General features: G+C 48.5%; 11 protein-coding genes and 1 other RNA gene. 7 read left to right on the plus strand and 5 right to left on the minus strand.

All coding sequences use genetic code 11. The features are described 5' to 3' along the window. Nucleotides 1-36: 36 nt before the first annotated feature. Nucleotides 37-879, minus strand: a complete 843-nt coding sequence (locus K4A83_RS01445; RefSeq protein ID WP_265262593.1) for a hypothetical protein — start codon at nt 877-879, stop codon at nt 37-39. Nucleotides 880-1,909: 1,030 nt separating this feature from the next. On the opposite strand from K4A83_RS01445, the gene topA reads away from it, so the two are divergent. Further along, entirely contained in the window at nt 1,910-4,555 is a 2,646-nt protein-coding gene (gene topA, locus K4A83_RS01450; RefSeq protein WP_265262595.1) for a type I DNA topoisomerase, read from the plus strand. Between the two features lie 48 nt (nt 4,556-4,603). Here the strand turns inward: topA and K4A83_RS01455 are convergent, their stop codons facing one another. Then, nucleotides 4,604-5,161 carry a sugar O-acetyltransferase gene (locus tag K4A83_RS01455; protein ID WP_321160986.1) on the minus strand — a complete coding sequence of 186 codons (558 nt, stop codon included), beginning with the start codon at nt 5,159-5,161 and terminating at the stop codon, nt 4,604-4,606. 74 nt (nt 5,162-5,235) lie between these two features. Here K4A83_RS01455 and metH point away from each other — a divergent pair, with 74 nt between their 5' ends. Both metH and K4A83_RS01465 read left to right on the plus strand, forming a co-directional pair. Then, the gene (metH, locus tag K4A83_RS01460; RefSeq protein ID WP_265262596.1) at nt 5,236-8,784 is read left to right on the plus strand and encodes a methionine synthase; all 3,549 of its coding nucleotides are present in this window, start codon (nt 5,236-5,238) and stop codon (nt 8,782-8,784) included. A 146-nt stretch (nt 8,785-8,930) separates the two neighbouring features. Next, complete coding sequence (locus tag K4A83_RS01465; RefSeq protein WP_265262597.1) at nt 8,931-11,333, plus strand: phosphoketolase family protein; 2,403 nt, start codon at nt 8,931-8,933, stop codon at nt 11,331-11,333. Between the two features lie 97 nt (nt 11,334-11,430). Here the strand turns inward: K4A83_RS01465 and K4A83_RS01470 are convergent, their stop codons facing one another. Further along, complete coding sequence (locus K4A83_RS01470; RefSeq protein WP_265262598.1) at nt 11,431-12,249, minus strand: polysaccharide deacetylase family protein; 819 nt, start codon at nt 12,247-12,249, stop codon at nt 11,431-11,433. A gap of 286 nt (nt 12,250-12,535) precedes the next feature. Between K4A83_RS01470 and K4A83_RS01475 the strand changes: the two genes are divergently transcribed. After that, nucleotides 12,536-13,135 carry a DUF1517 domain-containing protein gene (locus K4A83_RS01475; protein WP_265262599.1) on the plus strand — a complete coding sequence of 200 codons (600 nt, stop codon included), beginning with the start codon at nt 12,536-12,538 and terminating at the stop codon, nt 13,133-13,135. A gap of 194 nt (nt 13,136-13,329) precedes the next feature. Here the strand turns inward: K4A83_RS01475 and rnpB are convergent. After that, nucleotides 13,330-13,689, minus strand: an RNA gene (gene rnpB / locus K4A83_RS01480) — RNase P RNA component class A. A gap of 262 nt (nt 13,690-13,951) precedes the next feature. Here rnpB and K4A83_RS01485 point away from each other — a divergent pair. The 3 genes from K4A83_RS01485 to amt all read left to right on the plus strand — a co-directional run bounded on the left by K4A83_RS01485 (nt 13,952) and on the right by amt (nt 19,181). Then, a complete protein-coding gene (locus tag K4A83_RS01485; protein WP_265262601.1) occupies nt 13,952-15,925 on the plus strand; it encodes a DICT sensory domain-containing protein in 1,974 nt (657 codons plus the stop codon). A 28-nt stretch (nt 15,926-15,953) separates the two neighbouring features. Further along, complete coding sequence (locus K4A83_RS01490) at nt 15,954-16,382, plus strand: NUDIX hydrolase (protein ID WP_265262602.1); 429 nt, start codon at nt 15,954-15,956, stop codon at nt 16,380-16,382. Nucleotides 16,383-16,610: 228 nt separating this feature from the next. Further along, a complete protein-coding gene (gene amt, locus K4A83_RS01495; RefSeq protein WP_265262606.1) occupies nt 16,611-19,181 on the plus strand; it encodes an ammonium transporter in 2,571 nt (856 codons plus the stop codon). Between the two features lie 173 nt (nt 19,182-19,354). On the opposite strand, the gene K4A83_RS01500 is transcribed toward amt, so the two are convergent. Beyond that, on the minus strand, nt 19,355-19,566 hold a 212-nt coding region (locus tag K4A83_RS01500), incomplete at its 5' end, for a transposase (protein ID WP_265262603.1).

Genomic DNA, 19,566 nt, shown 5'->3' on the forward strand with positions numbered 1-19,566 from the left:
GGATGAACCCAACCCGGTTTCTGGATTAGCTGGCGATTAGAAACCGGGTTTTTGAATTAATCTGCGGAACGTCAGGATTATCCCTCTCAAAAACTGATGAGCAATTGCATAAATTCCCCTCCATTTATCTCGGCGAATTTTGCGCATATAAAACCAAATCCCTCGATAAAAATCGACCCAACGGCGACCCAGATAGTCCTTTTGAATGCCACCGGGATCAAGTCTGATACCGTTCAGATTATAGTTATTGCGGTTTAAAGGGTTGAGTTTAGTTAACCCCTCTTTCTTGGCAAATTCTTGATAGGTTAAGCCCTCACGATTACATAACTTCGATTGCTCATAATCAATCCACTCACTCACAACCCAACTCGTACCCGCAAATAAAAACTCAGCCATATCTCTTGTTACCCCACAATATTTCAACCGAATTCCTACCGGAATCTCCCCCCAAGGACCATGAATCCATACGAAATCGGGGTCAAAAAATGTTTTAAAAGCTACAGGATTCGCCCCATCTATTATGATTTTTGCCACTCTACCCACCACCCCACAACCGATAACTTTTACCGTTATATTTATCGGTTTTTTCAGTTCTTTATCACGACAACTCAGCCAAAAATTAACTGTAGAATTAGGGGTATTAATCAGCCGAATATAAAAGGCTAAACCATCCAAAAACGTCCTAATTTCTGCAATACCTAATCCTCTATCAAAGTCTAAACAACAAGAGATAGGTTCTCCAAAATACAACTTATCCGTACCTGTCTTTAAACAAAATTCTTGGCAGAGTTTATAGAATATATAGGGTGAGATTAAGTCAGTTTGCGCCCGAACTATGATCGACTCTAAGCTTGCTTGATTACAGTTCAAAATCCCCATGCTCTCGTTGAATAATTCCTAGTTAAATATACAGTAAGCCGGATTTATAAGTGAACTTATTTCAATAAAGTGTTACTAGATTATTGTATCAGTAAACATCCGCTTACTCCTATATATCTCCAGATAGAAGCTTAAGTTTATGGGAGCGCAAAATCCAACCCATAGAAACAGGGTTTTTGGGAGCATTTAGGGGGGAAATGAGCAGATGAGCGCAACCCGGTTTCTGGATTAGCTGGCGATTAGAACCCGGGTTTCAGGGAAGTTGTAGCGGAAAAAAAGTCAGTGCAAGAAACCCCGTTTCAAGTTGAACAGTAGAAACCGGGTTTTTGGGAGCGTTTAGGGGGGAAATGAGCAGATGAGCGCAACCCGGTTTCTGGATTAGCTGGCGATTAGAAACTGGGTTTCAGGGAAGTTGTAGCGGAAAAAAAGTCAGTGCAAGAAACCCCGTTTCAAGTTGAACAGTAGAAACCGGGTTTTTGGGAGCGTTTAGGGGGGAAATGAGCAGATGAGCGCAACCCAGTTTCTTGTTTGGGGGAGCAAAGAAACTGGGTTTTAGGGAACGCCTCGACATTTGCGGCTACCCAGAACCCCTCGGCATAGTGCAGGATTGACCTTCTTAGCTGCTTTGACGCTCCCCTGCCTAAAGGCGAGGGGATTCTTCCTTCACAGACTCACCGTAATTGAGCAGGATTTCTCCAACACAACTAGAGGACAAGTCTCCTGAAGCTTGAGATTTGGTGCGCCCCACCATACTTAATCCTTTTTGCAAGATGGTCAGGCGTTGGCACTGAGGGGATAGGGGCGGCAGGCTAACGCGGTATAAGCCCAGCAGTGGGACGGAGCTTGGTAGAATTAAGGAGCGCCAAAGGTATGCTAGTTTTGAAGCCCTGTGCGTTTTTTTGAGAACATGAGATTGGCGGTCTTATCGCCCCATTGGATTTAAGTTAAGTATAAAGAGGGGATGGTAAAACGTTCAACTCCAACGTTCAACTCCTCTGTCTCGATATGTTGATCATCTTGTTACCTTCCTATGTCCACCCTTGTTATTGTTGAGTCGCCCACTAAAGCCCGCACTATTCGTAATTACCTGCCTTCGGGGTATCGCGTTGAGGCATCGATGGGTCATATTCGTGATCTCCCCTCGTCGGCCGATGAAATCCCCGCTAGTTACAAGGGCGAGGATTGGGCGCAGTTGGGGGTGAATGTACAAGCCCAGTTTGACCCGTTGTATGTGGTGCCGAAAACGAAAAAGCAGGTGGTGAAGAGTCTCAAGGAAGCGCTCAAAGCCGCCGATGAGCTAATTCTCGCCACAGATGAAGACCGGGAGGGGGAAAGTATCTCCTGGCACTTGAAAGAGGTTTTAAAGCCGAAAATCCCCATTAAACGCATGGTGTTCCATGAAATTACTCAGGAGGCCATTCGGGCGGCGTTAAAGGATTGTCGGGATATTAACTACAATTTGGTTCATGCCCAAGAAACGCGGCGGATTTTAGACCGTTTGGTAGGTTATACCCTGTCGCCCTTGCTGTGGAAGAAAATCGCCTATGGCCTGTCGGCTGGACGAGTGCAGTCGGTGGCGGTGCGGTTGTTGGTGCAACGGGAACGGGAACGGCGTAAGTTCCAGTCGGCGGGCTATTGGGATTTAAAAGCCAGTTTAGAACAGGAAAAAAGCCCTTTTGAGGCGAAGTTAATCACCTTGGGGGGGAAAAAATTGGTCACGGGGGGCGATTTTGATCCGAATACGGGGAAAATCGCTAAGGGAAAAGATGTGGTGCTGTTGAATGAACAGGAGGCGATCGCACTCAAAGACCGTCTAGAAGGTAAAATCTGGACGGTGACGAACATTGAGGAACGTCCCACCACTCGTAAACCCTACCCCCCGTTTACCACCTCCACCCTCCAACAGGAAGCCAACCGCAAGTTAGGGTTATCGGCCCGGGATACCATGCGTGTTGCCCAAAAACTCTATGAGGAAGGCTATATCACCTACATGAGGACCGATTCAGTCCATCTCTCAGACCAAGCGATTACAGCCGCCCGCTCCTGTGTGCAGGAAATGTATGGCAAAGAATACCTGTCTCCGAAACCGAAACAATACACCACCAAAAGTAAAGGCGCCCAAGAAGCCCACGAAGCCATCCGCCCGGCAGGTTCTCGGTTCCGTACCCCCAAAGAAACGGGATTAGGCGATCGCGAATTCCGTCTCTATGACCTGATCTGGAAACGCACCGTCGCCTGTCAGATGAAGGATGCCAAACTCACCCAAATCACCGTTAATATCGACGTAGAAGACGCAGGATTCCGCGCCAACGGCAAGCGCATTGATTTCCCCGGCTTTTTCCGCGCCTATGTAGAAGGGTCCGATGACCCCGACGCCGCCATTGAAGATCAAGAGGTCATCCTCCCCGCGCTAAAAGTAGGGGATAAGCCAGACTGTAAGGAATTGGACGTAGTGGGACACGAAACCCAACCCCCCGCCCGCTATACCGAGGCCTCCCTAGTCAAAACCCTAGAAAGTGAAGGAGTAGGCCGTCCCAGTACCTACGCCAGCATCATCGGCACCATTATTGACCGGGGATATGTGCAGATGCGCAATAAAACCCTGATTCCCACCTTTACAGCCTTTGCGGTGTCCCGTTTACTAGAGGAACATTTCCCGGACTTAGTGGATACTCGGTTCACCTCTCGCATGGAGCAAACCCTTGATAACATTGCCACAGGGGAGGCCGAATGGTTGCCCTACTTAGAAGACTTTTATCTCGGTGAAAAGGGGTTAGAAACTCAGGTGAAGGTGCGAGAAAGTCAAATTGACCCCAGCACCGCTAAAAGTGTGATTCTAGATAATTTGGAAGCCGCCGTTAAAATCGGCAAATATGGCCCCTATTTAGAAGTAGTACAAGGGGAGGAAAAGGTCAGCGCTTCCATTCCCCCAGACCTAACCCCCAGTGATTTAACTCCTGAGCAGGTGCAACTCCTACTCAAGCAAAAAATTGAAGGCCCGGAGACATTGGGACTCCATGAGGAAACTGGGGAACCCATTTATGTCCTGACGGGGAATTATGGCCCCTATATTCAACTGGGGGATAAAACGGACGAAAACCCCAAACCGAAACGGGTGTCTCTGCCTAAAGGTTTGAAACCCGAAGATGTGACCTTAGACATCGCGATGGGGTTATTATCTCTGCCTCGGTTGTTGGGGGAACACCCAGAAACGGGGGCGAAAATCAAAGCCAGTTTAGGACGCTTTGGCCCCTATGTGGTGCATGACCAAGGGAAGGAAGGGAAAGATTACCGTTCCATTAAGGCCCCTGATGATGTGCTGACCATTACCTATGAACGGGCTTTACAGTTATTAGCCGAACCGAAACGCGGCCGGGGAGCCAGTCGCAGCAAGACTAAAACGCCTTTACGGGAATTGGGCAATCATCCCGAGGATGAACAAGCGGTGAATATTTATGAGGGACCTTACGGGATTTATGTGAATCATGGCAAGGTGAACGCGGGTTTACCGGACGGGGAAACGGTGGAAAGTATAACGTTGGAGCGGGCGTTACAGTTGTTAGCCGAGAAGGCTGCAACAAAGAAAACGAGCCGGAAGAAGACCACCACGAAGGCAACAGGGACGAAGAAAACGACGGCGAAGAAAACCAGCAGTCGGAAAAAGTCCAGTTCTTGAGTAAGAATCCCCCGTTAAATTGCGTTAGCAATTAACGGCGGGAGTATGTCAATCAAGGACACGAATCACTCGGGCGGGATTTCCAGCGACCACAACCCCCGGAGCTACGTCCTTTGTGACTACAGAACCCGCCCCAATAACCGACCCTGCCCCAATTTTAACCCCCGGACAAACAATAGCCCCTCCCCCAATCCAAACATCAGAACCGATGGTGATGGGATGGGCGGATTCTAACCCGGTGCGACGGAGGCCCGAATCCAGAGGATGGGTGGCGGTGTAGAGTTGCACGGCCGGGCCGAAAAAGACATCATCGCCAATCTCAACCCTTGCTGGGTCAAGGATCACACAGTTAAAGTTTAGGAAAATGCGATCGCCTAAAATGATATTCTGCCCATAATCGCAATAAAAGGGAGGTTCAATCACCAGAGAACACCCCACAGAACCGAATAAAGCCCCGTAGATTTCCGCTCTCAGGTTCTGGTCTTGTGGACGACTCTGATTCAGACGAGCCAGTAAACCCCGAGTGTGAGAACGTTCAGCCAGCAGTTCAGGATCATTGGCATTATAGAGTTCCCCCGCCAGCATTTTGACCTTTTCGTTGTTCATAATCTGCCTCCAATCAACTCCATTCCCCCCCCTGCTAAAATACAAAGATGCCTGTTTACCCGTCTTGAGAACCCATGAAGAGCGCTTTTCTCGATCGTCTCAATAGTCCAGAACGTCCCGTCCTCGTCTTTGATGGTGCAATGGGGACGAACCTCCAAGTGCAGAACCTCACAGCTGAGGACTTTGGGGGAGCGAAATATGAGGGCTGTAATGAGTATCTGGTGCAGACGAAACCAGAGGCCGTGGAGAAAGTCCATCGCGGGTTTTTGGAGGCGGGAGCCGATGTGATTGAAACGGATACCTTTGGAGGAACTCCTTTGGTCTTGGGAGAGTACGATTTAGCCCATTGTGCCTATGACCTCAATCGCAAGGCGGCAGAATTGGGGAAACGCCTAACCCAAGAGTATTCTACCCCAGAAAAACCCCGCTTTGTGGCCGGGTCTATTGGGCCGGGGACGAAATTACCGACCTTGGGACATATTGATTTTGACAGTTTGCGAGAGGCCTATATTGAGCAAGTCCGAGGTCTTTATGATGGAGGGGTTGATCTCCTATTGGTGGAAACTTGTCAGGATGTCCTACAAATTAAAGCGGCACTAAATGCCATTGAAGCCGTTTTTGCGGAAAAAGGGGAGCGTTTGCCCTTGATGGTGTCTGTCACCATGGAAGTGATGGGAACCATGTTAGTGGGAACCGAAATGGCCGCCGCCTTAGCTATTTTAGAACCCTATCCTATTGATATTTTGGGGCTAAACTGTGCCACAGGCCCCGAACAAATGAAGGAACATATTAAGTATTTGGCGGAAAATTCCCCCTTTATTGTTTCCTGTGTTCCCAATGCAGGTTTACCGGAAAATGTGGGCGGCCAAGCGTATTATCGCCTCACCCCGATGGAATTACGAATGGCTTTAATGCACTTTGTGGAAGATTTGGGAGTGCAAATTATCGGCGGTTGTTGTGGCACTCGGCCCGAACATATTCAACAGTTGGCCGAAATGGCGCAGGGATTAACCCCCAAACCACGCCACCCCCATTATGAACCCTCGGCCGCTTCAATTTATAGCACCCAGCCCTACATTCAAGATAATTCCTTTTTGATTGTCGGGGAACGGTTGAACGCCAGTGGGTCGAAAAAGTGCCGCACCCTGTTGGATGGGGAAGACTGGGATGGTTTAATTTCCCTCGCCAAAGCCCAAGTCAAGGAAGGGGCGCATATTCTGGATGTCAACGTGGACTATGTGGGACGGGATGGGGAACGAGATATGCGAGAGTTGGCCTCGCGCTTGGTGAATAATGTCACCTTGCCCCTGATGTTAGACTCCACGGAATGGCAGAAGATGGAGGCCGGCCTCAAGGTGGCGGGGGGGAAATGTATCCTCAACTCGACCAACTATGAGGACGGGGAACCTCGGTTTTATCAGGTGTTGGATTTGGCCAAGCGTTACGGGGCCGGTGTGGTGGTGGGGACCATTGACGAGGAGGGGATGGCCCGGACAGCTAATCAGAAATTTGCGATCGCCAAACGAGCCTATGATAGCGCCCTAGCCTATGGCATCCCCCCCCACGAACTCTTTTTTGACCCCCTCGCCCTCCCCATTTCCACCGGGATTGAAGAAGACCGAGAAAACGGCAAGGCCACCATTGAATCTATTCAACAAATCCGTCAAGAATTGCCCCATTGTCACATCCTACTCGGAGTTTCTAACATTTCCTTTGGTTTAAATCCCGCCGCCCGTCAAGTCTTGAATTCGGTCTTTCTCCATGAAGCCATGCAGGTGGGTTTAGATGCCGCCATTGTCAGCGCCAGCAAAATTTTACCCCTCGCCAAAATTGACCCTGAACATCAAGAAGTTTGTCGGGATTTAATTTATGATCGGCGGAAGTTTGAGGGGGATGTGTGCGTTTATGACCCCCTCACTAAATTAACGGAATTATTTGCCGGAAAAAAAGCCAGCAAAGGGGAAGCCGTTGATGTTAATTTACCCATTGAAGAACGGTTAAAACGCCATATTATTGATGGGGAACGCTTAGGCTTAGAACAGGCGTTAGAGGAAGCATTAACCCAATATCCGCCCCTAGATATTATTAATGTGTTCCTCTTAGATGGGATGAAAGTTGTCGGGGAATTATTCGGTTCAGGACAGATGCAACTGCCCTTTGTTTTACAATCTGCCCAAACCATGAAAGCAGCCGTAGCTTATTTAGAACCCTTCATGGAAAAAGAAGAGGGCGAAAGTAATGCCAAAGGGACGTTTATTATTGCAACGGTCAAGGGAGATGTCCATGATATTGGCAAAAACCTAGTTGATATTATCTTGACCAACAATGGTTATAAAGTGATTAACTTAGGAATTAAACAGCCTGTAGAAAATATCCTACAAGCCTATGAAGAACACAAGGCGGACTGTATCGCCATGAGTGGATTATTAGTTAAATCCACAGCCTTCATGAAAGATAACTTAGAAGTGTTTAACGAGCGAGGAATTACCGTTCCCGTGATTTTAGGCGGTGCGGCCTTAACGCCTAAATTTGTCTATGAAGATTGCAAGAATACCTATCAGGGGAAAGTGGTTTATGGGAAAGATGCCTTTTCCGACTTGCACTTTATGGACAAACTAATGCCCGCCAAAAAAGCAGGGAATTGGGATGATTTACAAGGCTTTTTAGCGAATTTTGCGGAAGAAAATCAAGTTTTCCAAGGTCGCAATGAGGGGAAAGACGACGGGAGAGAAAGTAGCAATGGCAAGGTGAAAAAAGATGAACCTCTGGTCATTGATACCCGTCGCTCTGAAGCGGTTGCCGTGGATATAGAACGACCGACTCCTCCATTTTGGGGGACTAAGATATTACAACCCAGCGAGTTATCATTAGAGGAGATTTTCTGGTATTTAGACTTACAAGCCTTATTTGTGGGACAGTGGCAATTTCGCAAACCGAAAGACCAATCGCGGGAGGAATACGACGAGTTTTTAGCGGCAAAAGTTCACCCGATTTTAGCGGAATGGAAAGCTAAAATTCTCGGAGAAAGTCTGCTGCATCCGACGGTCATTTATGGCTATTTCCCCTGTCAATCGGAAGGGAATACCTTATATATTTATGATCCCAATAATCCCGAAGCGAAACAAGAAGTTGCGACCTTTGAATTTCCCCGACAACGTTCAGGTCGTCGTCTTTGTATTGCGGACTTTTTTGCTCCTAAAGATTCGGGGATTATCGATGTTTTCCCCATGCAAGCGGTGACGATGGGGGATGTGGCCACAGACTACGCTAAAACCCTATTTGAGGGGGATGATTACACTAATTACCTCTATTATCACGGGATGGCGGTACAAACGGCTGAAGCACTGGCGGAATGGACTCATGCTACAATTCGCCGCGAGTTAGGATTTGGGGATTTAGAACCGGATAATATTCGGGATATCTTACAACAACGTTATCAGGGGTCCCGTTATAGTTTTGGTTATCCGGCCTGTCCCAATATCCAAGACCAGTATAAGCAATTGGAGTTGTTGAGGTGCGATCGCATTGGTTTATACATGGACGAAAGCGAACAGTTGTATCCTGAACAATCCACCACGGCCATTATTACCTATCATCCTGTGGCGAAATACTTTAGCGCCTAGGGGTACTCGTGACCAGTTAGGATGAATGTCCTCTAGTCCAGAAAACCTGAAACCTCCAGAAAATTAAATGGTATCTTAAAACACTTTTAGCTCCCAAAACAAACAGAACAGGTTAGAATGCAGCCAAGTCTAACCCAGAGTCATTTATGGTTATTACCCCAGAATCCTCCAATCCTTACTCAATTCAACAAGAGGAACTGCAAAAAATAGATGCCTACTGGCGAGCCTGCAACTATCTAGCCGCAGGTATGATTTATCTACGCAGTAATCCCCTACTCAAAGAACCCCTGCAACCTGACCAAGTGAAAAACCGCCTCCTCGGTCATTGGGGTTCTAGTCCGGGTTTAAGCTTTGTCTATGTTCACCTGAACCGTCTCATTAAGAAATACGACCTGAACGCTATTTATTTAGCTGGCCCGGGTCATGGCGCTCCGGGGGTTCTTGCTCCTGTTTATCTTGAAGGGACTTACTCGGAAATTTATCCCAACATGAGCGAAGATGAGGAGGGGATGCGACGGTTTTTCAAACAGTTTTCCTTTCCGGGGGGGATTGGTAGCCATTGCACCCCAGAAACTCCAGGCTCTATTCACGAAGGGGGGGAACTGGGTTACAGTCTTTCCCATGCTTACGGAGCCGCTTTTGATAATCCTGACCTCCTAGTGACGGTTATGGTGGGAGATGGGGAAGCGGAAACCGGCCCCCTTGCTACCGCTTGGCACTCGAACAAGTTTCTCAATCCGATTCGAGATGGGGCAGTGCTGCCGATTTTGCACCTCAACGGCTACAAAATTGCTAATCCTACCATCCTTTCTCGCATTAGTCGGGAAGAATTGGAAGATTTGTTCAAAGGTTATGGCTATACGCCTTATGTGGTGGAAGGGGAAGACCCGACAACGATGCACCACTTGATGGCGAATACTTTAGAACATTGTGTGAATGAGATTCACGCGATTCAGGAAGAAGCGCGTACTACGGGGGTGGCCAAACGTCCCCGGTGGCCGATGATTATTTTGCGCACTCCGAAGGGTTGGACTGGCCCGAAAGAGGTGGATGGTCACAAGGTTGAGGGATTTTGGCGATCGCATCAAGTCCCCATGGGGGGTCTACATCATAACCCAGAACACTTACAGATGTTGGTGGACTGGATGAAAGGTTATAAACCCGAGGAATTATTTGATGAGAAAGGCAGTTTAATCCCCGAATTAAAGGCTTTGAGTCCCAAAGGACACCGCCGAATGGGAGCTAACCCCCACGCTAATGGGGGAATCCTGCGTAAAAAGCTGAAAATGCCTGATTTCCGCGACTATGCCGTAGATATTGGCCGTCCGGGTTCCATTGAGATGGAAAATACTAAAGTCATGGCCTATTTTCTGCGGGATGTAATGCGCAATAATATGACGAACTTCCGCCTTTTCGGCCCCGATGAAACGGCTTCTAATCGTCTCCATCCGGTCTATGAAGTGACTAAAAAAACCTGGCTGGCGGACTTTTTACCCGAAGATGAGGACGGGAGTGAATTGTCCCCCGATGGTCGGGTGATGGAAATGTTGAGTGAGCATACTTTAGAAGGGTGGTTAGAAGGCTATTTACTCACCGGAAGACATGGCTTTTTCCATACCTATGAAGCCTTTGCCCATGTGATTGATTCCATGTTTAATCAACACGCCAAATGGCTCGATATTTGCAAGAAGGAAGTGCCTTGGCGTGCGCCGATTTCTTCGTTGAATATTCTCTTATCTTCCGTCGTGTGGCGGCAAGATCACAATGGTTTTAGTCACCAAGATCCCGGTTTTGTGGACTTGGTAACGAATAAGAGTGCCGATGTGGTGCGGGTTTATTTCCCACCGGATGCCAACTGTTTGTTATCGGTGACAGATCACTGTTTACGCAGTACGGATTATGTGAATGTCATTGTGGCAGATAAACAGTCCCATTTGCAGTATTTGACCATAGAAGATGCGGTTAAACACTGCACGAAAGGGATTGGGATTTGGGAGTGGGCTAGCAATGATGATTGTGGAAAAGAGCCGGATATTCCTGATGTGGTGATGGCTAGTTGTGGGGATATTCCCACTCGGGAGGCGTTAGCTGCAACGGCAATTTTGCGCGAAGAGTTCCCGGATTTAAAAGTCCGTTTTATTAATGTGGTGGACTTGTTTAAGTTGCAGTCAGAGGGGGAACATCCTCATGGTTTATCGAACCGAGATTTTGATACGTTGTTCACGCCAGATAAGCCTGTAGTGTTTAATTTTCATGGCTATCCTTGGTTGATTCATAAGTTGGTTTATCGTCGGACAAATCAGGACCGGATTCATGTTCGGGGTTACAAGGAGGAGGGAAATATTAATACTCCTTTAGAGTTGGCAATTCATAACCAAATTGACCGTTTTAATTTGGTGATTGATGTGATCAATTATGTGCCGAAATTACGTTCTGCGGCGGCCTATGTGAAGGAACGAATGAAGAATGAGATCATTGACCATTTACACTATGCCTATGATCATGGGATAGATAAACCTGAAATGGTTCACTGGAAGTGGCCTTATTAGGGGTAATTTATCAATCTATATCGTGCTATATCGTGGGGGTAATTTGTGAATTCCTCAAATATTCTAGGGGTAATTCATGAATTACTCCCGCCCCTTGCTATAGACTTTTGGCTAAGAGTTCAGGAAGGGTGAGAAATTCATAGCCTTGTTGCTTTAAATGGCTAATAATTTGGGGAAGTGCTTCGAGGGTCTGACGACGATTCCCTCCCCCATCATGGAGTAGGATAATCCCGCCGGATTTGGCTTGACTGAGGACGCGCTGGGTAATGGTGGGGGCTGAAATATTGGTGTAGTCTTGGGGATCAATAGACCACATGATGATGGTGTAGTTTTGACTTTTGGCCTGGGCTACCATCCCATTATCGAGAACTCCACCGGGAGGACGGAATAGGGTGGTTTTGACCCCTGTGAGCCTTAATATCTCATTTTCAGTTTTTTTGACCTCTGTGGCGGCTTGGGTGGGGCTGAGGGGATGATAGGTGTGATTCCAGCTATGATTAGCGATGATATGACCCTTTTCTACGATGTGTTGGGCGACTTGGGGATAGAGTTCTAGGTGTTGCCCGACGACGAAAAAGGTGGCTTTGACTTGGTGGGTGTCGAGAACTTCTAGAAAGCGATCGCTGTTTTGCCAAGGCCCATCATCGAAGGTCAGGGCGATCGCCTTTTCCGAGGCAGGGAGGTCAACTTGATACACAACTTTGCCCTGAAATTGGGGGGGAGGGGTCCTGATGGGGGCAGGGGGTAGAACTTCGGGTAGGTGATCCACAAAATCAGGCAGGGGGGGTAGTTCCGGGTTAACTGGCTCTGGCGTTAAGATAATATCAATGGGCTGTGGGCTGAGGGGGAAAGGTGTTGATCCCAGTACAATCCCTAGGAATACCATGATCAAAAACCAGCGTTTCCAGCGTCTCATATAGCTCCTATTTTGGGTCAGAGAAAACCCCTCGGGAAATCGTTCCCCTCTTGGGTGAGTTGATCCCTATTTTCAGCCTCTCTTAAGAAGAAAGCCCCATCTCTCATGATTTTGTCAGAAGAGACCGGGGCAAATAGGGTCTAATTATGGTCATCTCCTATTGTGCCAAGACTTTTGTCAAAATTCCAAATAAATTGGAAAAAGAGTAAATGCTGCTATCAGCATTCGAGATTCCCCATTTCCGGTAAAATAGAGCAAATGTGCATCGGAAGGAGTGAACAACGGGATGTCTCCAATTGGCGATCGCTTAAATCAAATGATGGGACGCAAACGCTTGATGGTGTGTCGTTTGTTTTTGCAGATTACAGGCTCGGATATTGCCCCACTACTGGGAATTCTCAATCAAGCGGGACGAGAGGCGATCGCATCAGAAGGCGATCTCAGAGTCTTGGGGGACAGTTTAGAACAAATTTGTCAAAGTCTATTAGATGTCCAACACACTTGGCAGGCTGCCGCCAATGAAGGGGATATCTTTTGGCAAGAAGAAGAAGCCGGAGACTACGTTAACACACTCTTCACCGATTCAGCACAACGTTATCTGAGTCAGCCTAGTCTAGGGGAAGAAATGGCAGAGGATACGCTGTCTATCCCCATTACACGCCATATTGTGGTGATGATTACCGTCGCGGCAGAGGGAGAAGTTCAGGAGTTAGAAACGGATCTCGCCGATCTTAATGCCATGACTGAGGGCTTAAAAAGTCTGATTAATTTACATTATGAAGACCGTTTGCGTGCGATTCAAGTCCATTTTTCCCCCGCCCGTTTGGGAGATCAGTTAACAGATGAACAAATCCTCTTGAATTTTCCTGAACTCATTCCACTTTAAAGGGCGCACGCAGATAGATCTCAAATCGGTAATTTCCGCGAGCCAACTTGACAAAACCGCTATTTTCAGTTAACTTGAAAGTACCCATTACCCAATCTAAACCCCCTGACGCGCTCTCGCTTAAGAATTGATTTGAGAATCAACCTTAAGCGGGGCGCGTCAGCCCTAGAATTCAGCTAGAAATTGATCAATCAAGAAAGAGCCGGACATAAGCCGGATTCTGTTCTTCCCAGAGGAAGGATGGTTATCTATCTGGGATGTTTGTTACCAAACACCTCAAGCGGTTCACCAAAAGCGGGACAGGAAAAAGACCAACCCTTGCCCCTGCGACCTTGCTCCCAACCGGGGTTTACCGAGCCAGTACCTCACGATACTGCTGGTGCGCTCTTACCGCACCTTTGCACCCTTACCCTCAAACGAAGGCGGTATTTTTCTGTGGCACTCTCCTCACGCTCACGCGCACTGGGCGTTACCCAGCAGGTCTGGTCTTTGGGGAGTCCGGACTTTCCTCAGACTAACCGCCAGGGCTAATCTGCAACCATCTCGCCGACTCTTTCTAGCTTTAGTGTATCTTGAAAAATTGGAGATGGTCTATCTAATGATTGAAATTTTTGATAGAAAATCGCGATAGGAGCGCATTTTTGTAGGATGGAGAGTGAAGGCCACCAAATGAACTACCCCACCCTGCCGTTGGTGAGGATAGGGCTTCCTGATTTAACTTAAAATAAGAAGTTATTCTGTTCCGATTGCGCGCAGACTTTTTTTTACGCCCTGACCAAATCCACCTCTGAGGAAAAGACCCCAACCCCAACTTTAATGAGTATTTCTACTTCCGTCCTTGCTGATTTGTTGAAGGTGCTACCGGACTGGCGACCCCAGATGTATTTTAAATCCTCTCTCATTGCGCTGTCCCATGCGATGGAGGATCAAGTGCTGGCAGGGTCTAGCGCTCCTTTAGTCATTGCAACATTCCAACAAGAGCGTTTTTATCGTCAAGAAGCCCATCGTTATCGTCGCATTGCCGAGAAAAGTGATCAGGTTTATGTATTAGCGGCCCCAGAAACTGAGTTTCGCAATCACTCGGGGGATTATGAAACCGTGGCATTTGCGCCCACCGATGCTTTAGCCCAAGAATGGCATCTGGTGGTGCTGGGGGATAGTTATGCCACTTGTTTGATTTGTCGAGAAAAAAGCAGCCCGGGGGATGAGTCCACTTTAGGGATGGACTCCAATCGGCGGTTTGAGGGGATTTGGACCTTTGAACGTCAGGTGGCTCAAGAGGCGGCTGGGATTTTGTTAGATCGGATTTTGCGTTACCGTCCGGAGTTAGCGCGGAAACTGGCTCAAGCCAAACAAACCTATCTGGGAGCATTCGTTAAAAGTCAGGGTGGGGACGAGTCTGTGGAGACCAATCCGGATCCCTTTGTGGGACGTTTAGTGACCTACTTGCAGGTCAGCCAGTATAAGTTAATGAAGGCTTATCGTGCGATCGCCGCCCAAGAAAAACGAGAACGCTTGATTCACCTGATGACCGTGGCCATTCGGCGATCGCTGAATCCCGAAGAAATCCTAGAAGTCGCCGTCGAAAAAGTAGGGCAAGTCCTCGGCGCTTGTCGTTGCCTGATCTATCGCTGTCGGGCCACCGACACCACCGCCACCATTGCCCATGAATTCCTCAGTCCTAACGTTCCCTCCCTCCAAGGCATCACCTGGCCCCTGACAGAAAACCCCCTCTTCCAAACCGTCATCACCACCAACGAATCCGCCTGGGTCAAAGACACCCACCAAGACCTTCCCCCCACCACCAGTCCTGAATTTCGCCAACTCTTGACCCAGTGGGGCATTCGCTCCTGGTTACTCGTTCCCGTCTTTTACCAAGAACGCCTACTGGGAATTGTCGAACTCCAACACTGTGGTCCGCGACCCGAAGAATGGACCAGCGAGGAAATCGGCCTAGTCGAGGCGATCGCCAATCAAGTCGGAGTCGCCCTCATTCAAGCCGAAGCCTACGCCCACCTCGAAGACCTCAACCAACAACTCGCCGCCCTCGACCGCACCCGTTCCAACCTCGTCGCCATCACCGGACACGAACTACGCACCCCCCTTTCCACCATTCAAGTCTGTCTCGAAAGTCTCAGCACAGAACCCGATATGCCCCCAGAACTGCGTCAAGTCATGCTCAACACCGCCCTCTCCGACGCAGAACGAATGCGCAAACTCATTCAGGACTTCCTCACCCTCTCCAAACTCGAAAGCGGCCGCGTAGATTGGAACCCCGAACCCCTCGCCCTCCCCGAATGTATTGATTTGGGATTAAGCCATATTCGCGCCCGCCATAACCCCCAAGACCTGCCCCAAATTATCACCCATCTCCCTGAAAACCTGCCCCTCATCGAAGCCGATGGAGAATGGTTAGTCGAAGTTCTCGCCAAACTCCTCGACAACGCCTGTAAATTCACCCCCCACAAAGGCAAGATCACCATCAGCGCCCACCCTCGGGACAAACGGATGTTACAAGTCACCGTTGCCGACACCGGACGCGGCATAGAACCCAAACGTCTAGAAACCGTCTTTGACCGCTTCTATCAAGAAGAAGGCGCCCTACAACGAACCACTGGGGGAACCGGGCTAGGATTAGCCATTTGTCGGCAAATCATTCAACGTTGGGGCGGCATGATCTGGGCCGAATCCCAAGGCAAAGATCAGGGGAGTTCCTTCCACTTCACCCTACCCATTATTCCCTCCGTCGAAACACCCCCCTTAAAGAACAAAAAACGAACCACCCGCTAGTTAAGCCCACAACGCCACCGATCCAACTATGACCTACCGTAATCCTGCCCCCACCGTTGATATCATCATTGAACTCATCGACCGTCCCCACCGCCCCATTATCTTAATTGAACGGCAAAACCCCCCCTATGGGTACGCCATCCCCGGCGGTTTTGTAGACTATGGAGAATCCGTAGAAACCGCCGCCCGACGAGAAGCCAAAGAAGAAGTTTCCCTCAACGTCACCTTATTAGAGCAATTTTATGTCTATTCCGACCCCCAACGGGACTCCCGCCAACACACCATCAGCATCGTGTTTCTCGCCACAGCCACCGGAGAACCCAAAGCGGCTGATGATGCCCAAAGTTTAGGGATTTTTCACCCTTGGGAAATGCCCACCCATCTCTGTTTTGATCATGACCGAATTTTGGGAGATTATTTCCGTTACCGGAATTACGGGATACGACCTCATTTTTGACCGTCCCCGCTCTTGCCTAGACAGGGCTTGGGGCTAGTCAAGTTACCCCCAAGTCCAGCCCAACTGAAAGCCCCCAATGTCTAAGGAAAAAAGTATAAATTATTACAGCATTTAGCCACCCGATAGGCGAGAATATTATGTTGCAAGAAAAGAGCAAGTGATGAAGTGATTGACATTCTATGGCTTCTCGTTTGTTCTGGTCTGGTCTTCCTCATGCAGCCCGGGTTTATGTGCCTGGAGTCTGGACTTACTCGGTCGAAGAACAGCATTAACGTCGCTGTTAAGAACCTGTCAGACTTTGGAATTTCCGTGTTGCTGTTTTGGGCATTAGGATATGCCCTGATGTTTGGAGCCTCTCAAGCAGGGTGGATAGGCTCAACAGGTTTCTTGATGGATTGGGAGTCCACACCAGAACAAGCAACGTTTTTTATTTTCCAAGCAATGTTTTGCAGCACTGCCACCACTATTGTTTCCGGAGCAGTTGCTGAACGCTTGAAGTTTTCCGCCTATTTGTGCATTGCCGCTTTTATTTCGGGGATTATTTATCCGCTTTATGGTCATTGGGCTTGGAATGGTATTAGAACGGGAACCTTTGTCGGCTGGTTAGGAGATTTAGGCTTTATTGACCAAGCCGGAGCCACAGTAGTTCACAGTATCGGCGGCTGGACATCCCTCGCCGTTCTCTTAGTGGTGGGTCCCCGTTTCGGCCGTTTTGTCGCCAATGCCACCCAACGAATTCATGGCTCTAACCTCCCCCTATCGGTCATGGGTACCATGTTTTTATGGTTAGGTTGGTTAGGCTTTAATGGTGGTAGCTTACTGCACCTCGGCCCTCAAGTTCCCGCCATCCTCGGGAACACCATCCTAGCAGGTGCAACGGGAATGCTGATCGGCATTTTGTTCAGTTGGCCCAAAGGACAAGGGGCAAGGGTTGAATATTTAATCAATGGCTCTTTAGCAGGCTTAGTCTCCATTACCGGATCTTGTCACTCCGTATCCAGTGGTTCAGCGGCCTTAATTGGGGCGGTGGGAGCCTTAGTGATGCTCTTCTTTAGCCGCTTCCTCCTCCGTTGCCAGGTGGACGATGCCGTAGATGCCGTAGCAGTCCACGCGGGGGCGGGTGCTTGGGGAACTGTAGCCGTTGCCCTCTTTTCTCCCTTAGATACCTTTGCACCGGGTGTTAGTCGTCTCGAACAGTTAGGGATTCAGACCCTCGGGATTATCTTAGCCTTCCTCTGGGCTTTTGGCCTGACCTGGTTATTTTTAAAATGCCTGACCCCTTGGTTTTCCCTCCGCGTTTCTGTGGAAGCTGAAGAGTTAGGTTTAAATGTTTCCGAACATGGCGCAAAAACCGAAACCTACGAATTGTTTCGCGTCATGGATGAGCAAGCGGCTACCCAAGATTTGAGCTTACGGGTGCCGGTAGATCCTTTTACGGAAGCGGGACACATCGCTATGCGCTACAACAGCGTGATGGACGTGATGGAAGAATCCCTACTGCGCATTGAGGCGATTATTGAAACGGCCACCGATGCCATTATTACCTTTACCACCAACACTTTAGAGATTTTAACGGTCAATCCCAGCGCCGAGCGAATGTTTGGCTACACTGGGGATGTGTTGGTGGGAATGTCGATTTTGGACTTGGTGCGTTGTTATCCGGGGGCGATCGCAGACCGTACCCAATTTTTTGTTCAACTCCTTGACCAGAACGTGAAAGAGATTCTAGGACAACGAGCAGATGGTTCCCATTTCCCCGTTGAAGCTAGTTTACGCCGAGCAGAATTAAAAACTCGTTCCTTTTATACTGGAACATTCCGGGATATTACGGAGCGCAAACAGGCCGAGGAAGCCGAAAAACACCAAGCCAAAACCGTCCAATTAGAACGAGCCTTACTTGAACTCCAACGGACACAATCCCAACTCATCCAATCGGAAAAAATGTCCAGTTTAGGGCAAATGGTGGCCGGAGTTGCCCATGAAATCAATAATCCCGTCAACTTCATCTATGGCAACTTAATTTATGCTCAATCCTACAGTGATGATCTCCTGCGTTTACTGGACTTATATCAAGAATACTATCCAGAACCCCCCAGTGAAATTCAGGGCAAATTAGAAGAACTAGAATGGGAATTTTTGCAAGAAGATTTACCAAAACTTCACAATTCCCTCCTAGTGGGAGCCGAACGCATTCGGCAAATTGTGCAATCCCTGCGCACCTTTTCCCGCTTGGATGAAGCAGAAGTTAAAAACGTGGATCTCCATGAAAACTTAGAGAGTACCCTGTTGATTTTGCAGCACCGCTTACATCCCAAATGTGGGGAAATTCCTAGTAAACGGCGCAATATTCAAGTGGTCAAGGAATATGGAGATTTGCCCCTCGTTGAGTGCTACGCTGGGCAATTGAATCAAGTGTTCATGAACTTGTTAAATAACGCCATTGATGCGTTAGAAGAAACCCAGTTTGACGAAGATCGAGAACCCACTATTCTCATTCAAACTGAATGGAAGAATCAGGACTGGATTCGCATTGTCATTCAAGATAATGGGATGGGAATTCAACCTGAATATTTACCTAAACTCTTTGATCCCTTTTTCACCACCAAAGAAGTCGGGAAAGGGACAGGATTGGGTTTATCTATTAGTTATCAAATCATCGTAGATCGTCATCAAGGGGTGATGAAATGCCATTCTGAAGTAGGACAAGGGGCTAAGTTTATCCTAGAAATCCCTGTCACTCAACTCCCCAATCGTCGGGAATCTACAGCCCGTTTAACGGGAACAGCTGCCCATTCTTGACACTCCCGCCGTTAATTGCGTTTCGCAATTCTTAGGGGGATTCTTCTTTCTGCGAAGTAACTTGCTCTGGCAGGATTGCTTTAACTTGACGGAAGAAACGAGGATTTGCTGCGGTTTTCCCATCGGAGTCGGTTTGACATACTCCCCGACCTAAAGGTGCGGGGATTCTGGGGTCAAGCAACGATTGCGGGCATTGCCCGTCTAACATCGTCTAACCCAACAGTTGATGCCCCAACTGCTTGAATATTCTTAGCGGCGTTTTCATCTCGCCCGTTCACAGATTGGCAGGACGGACAACGCCATTCTCGCACCGACAAGTCCAACTCTTTGAGGACGTGACCACAGTGTGAGCAGGTTTTCGAGGAAGGATACCAACGGTCGATGA

The sequence above is a fragment of the Spirulina subsalsa FACHB-351 genome (assembly GCF_026130165.1).
Taxonomy (GTDB): Bacteria; Cyanobacteriota; Cyanobacteriia; order Cyanobacteriales; family Spirulinaceae; genus Spirulina_A; species Spirulina_A subsalsa_A.

What these genes read in the sequence shown, in the direction of transcription:
- K4A83_RS01445 (WP_265262593.1), bottom strand. Translation starts at nt 879, where the DNA reads ATGGGGATTTTGAACTGTAATCAAGCAAGCTTAGAGTCGATCATAGTT.
- topA (WP_265262595.1), top strand. Translation starts at nt 1,910, where the DNA reads ATGTCCACCCTTGTTATTGTTGAGTCGCCCACTAAAGCCCGCACTATT.
- K4A83_RS01455 (WP_321160986.1), bottom strand. Translation starts at nt 5,161, where the DNA reads ATGAACAACGAAAAGGTCAAAATGCTGGCGGGGGAACTCTATAATGCC.
- metH (WP_265262596.1), top strand. Translation starts at nt 5,236, where the DNA reads ATGAAGAGCGCTTTTCTCGATCGTCTCAATAGTCCAGAACGTCCCGTC.
- K4A83_RS01465 (WP_265262597.1), top strand. Translation starts at nt 8,931, where the DNA reads ATGGTTATTACCCCAGAATCCTCCAATCCTTACTCAATTCAACAAGAG.
- K4A83_RS01470 (WP_265262598.1), bottom strand. Translation starts at nt 12,249, where the DNA reads ATGAGACGCTGGAAACGCTGGTTTTTGATCATGGTATTCCTAGGGATT.
- K4A83_RS01475 (WP_265262599.1), top strand. Translation starts at nt 12,536, where the DNA reads ATGTCTCCAATTGGCGATCGCTTAAATCAAATGATGGGACGCAAACGC.
- K4A83_RS01485 (WP_265262601.1), top strand. Translation starts at nt 13,952, where the DNA reads ATGAGTATTTCTACTTCCGTCCTTGCTGATTTGTTGAAGGTGCTACCG.
- K4A83_RS01490 (WP_265262602.1), top strand. Translation starts at nt 15,954, where the DNA reads ATGACCTACCGTAATCCTGCCCCCACCGTTGATATCATCATTGAACTC.
- amt (WP_265262606.1), top strand. Translation starts at nt 16,611, where the DNA reads ATGTGCCTGGAGTCTGGACTTACTCGGTCGAAGAACAGCATTAACGTC.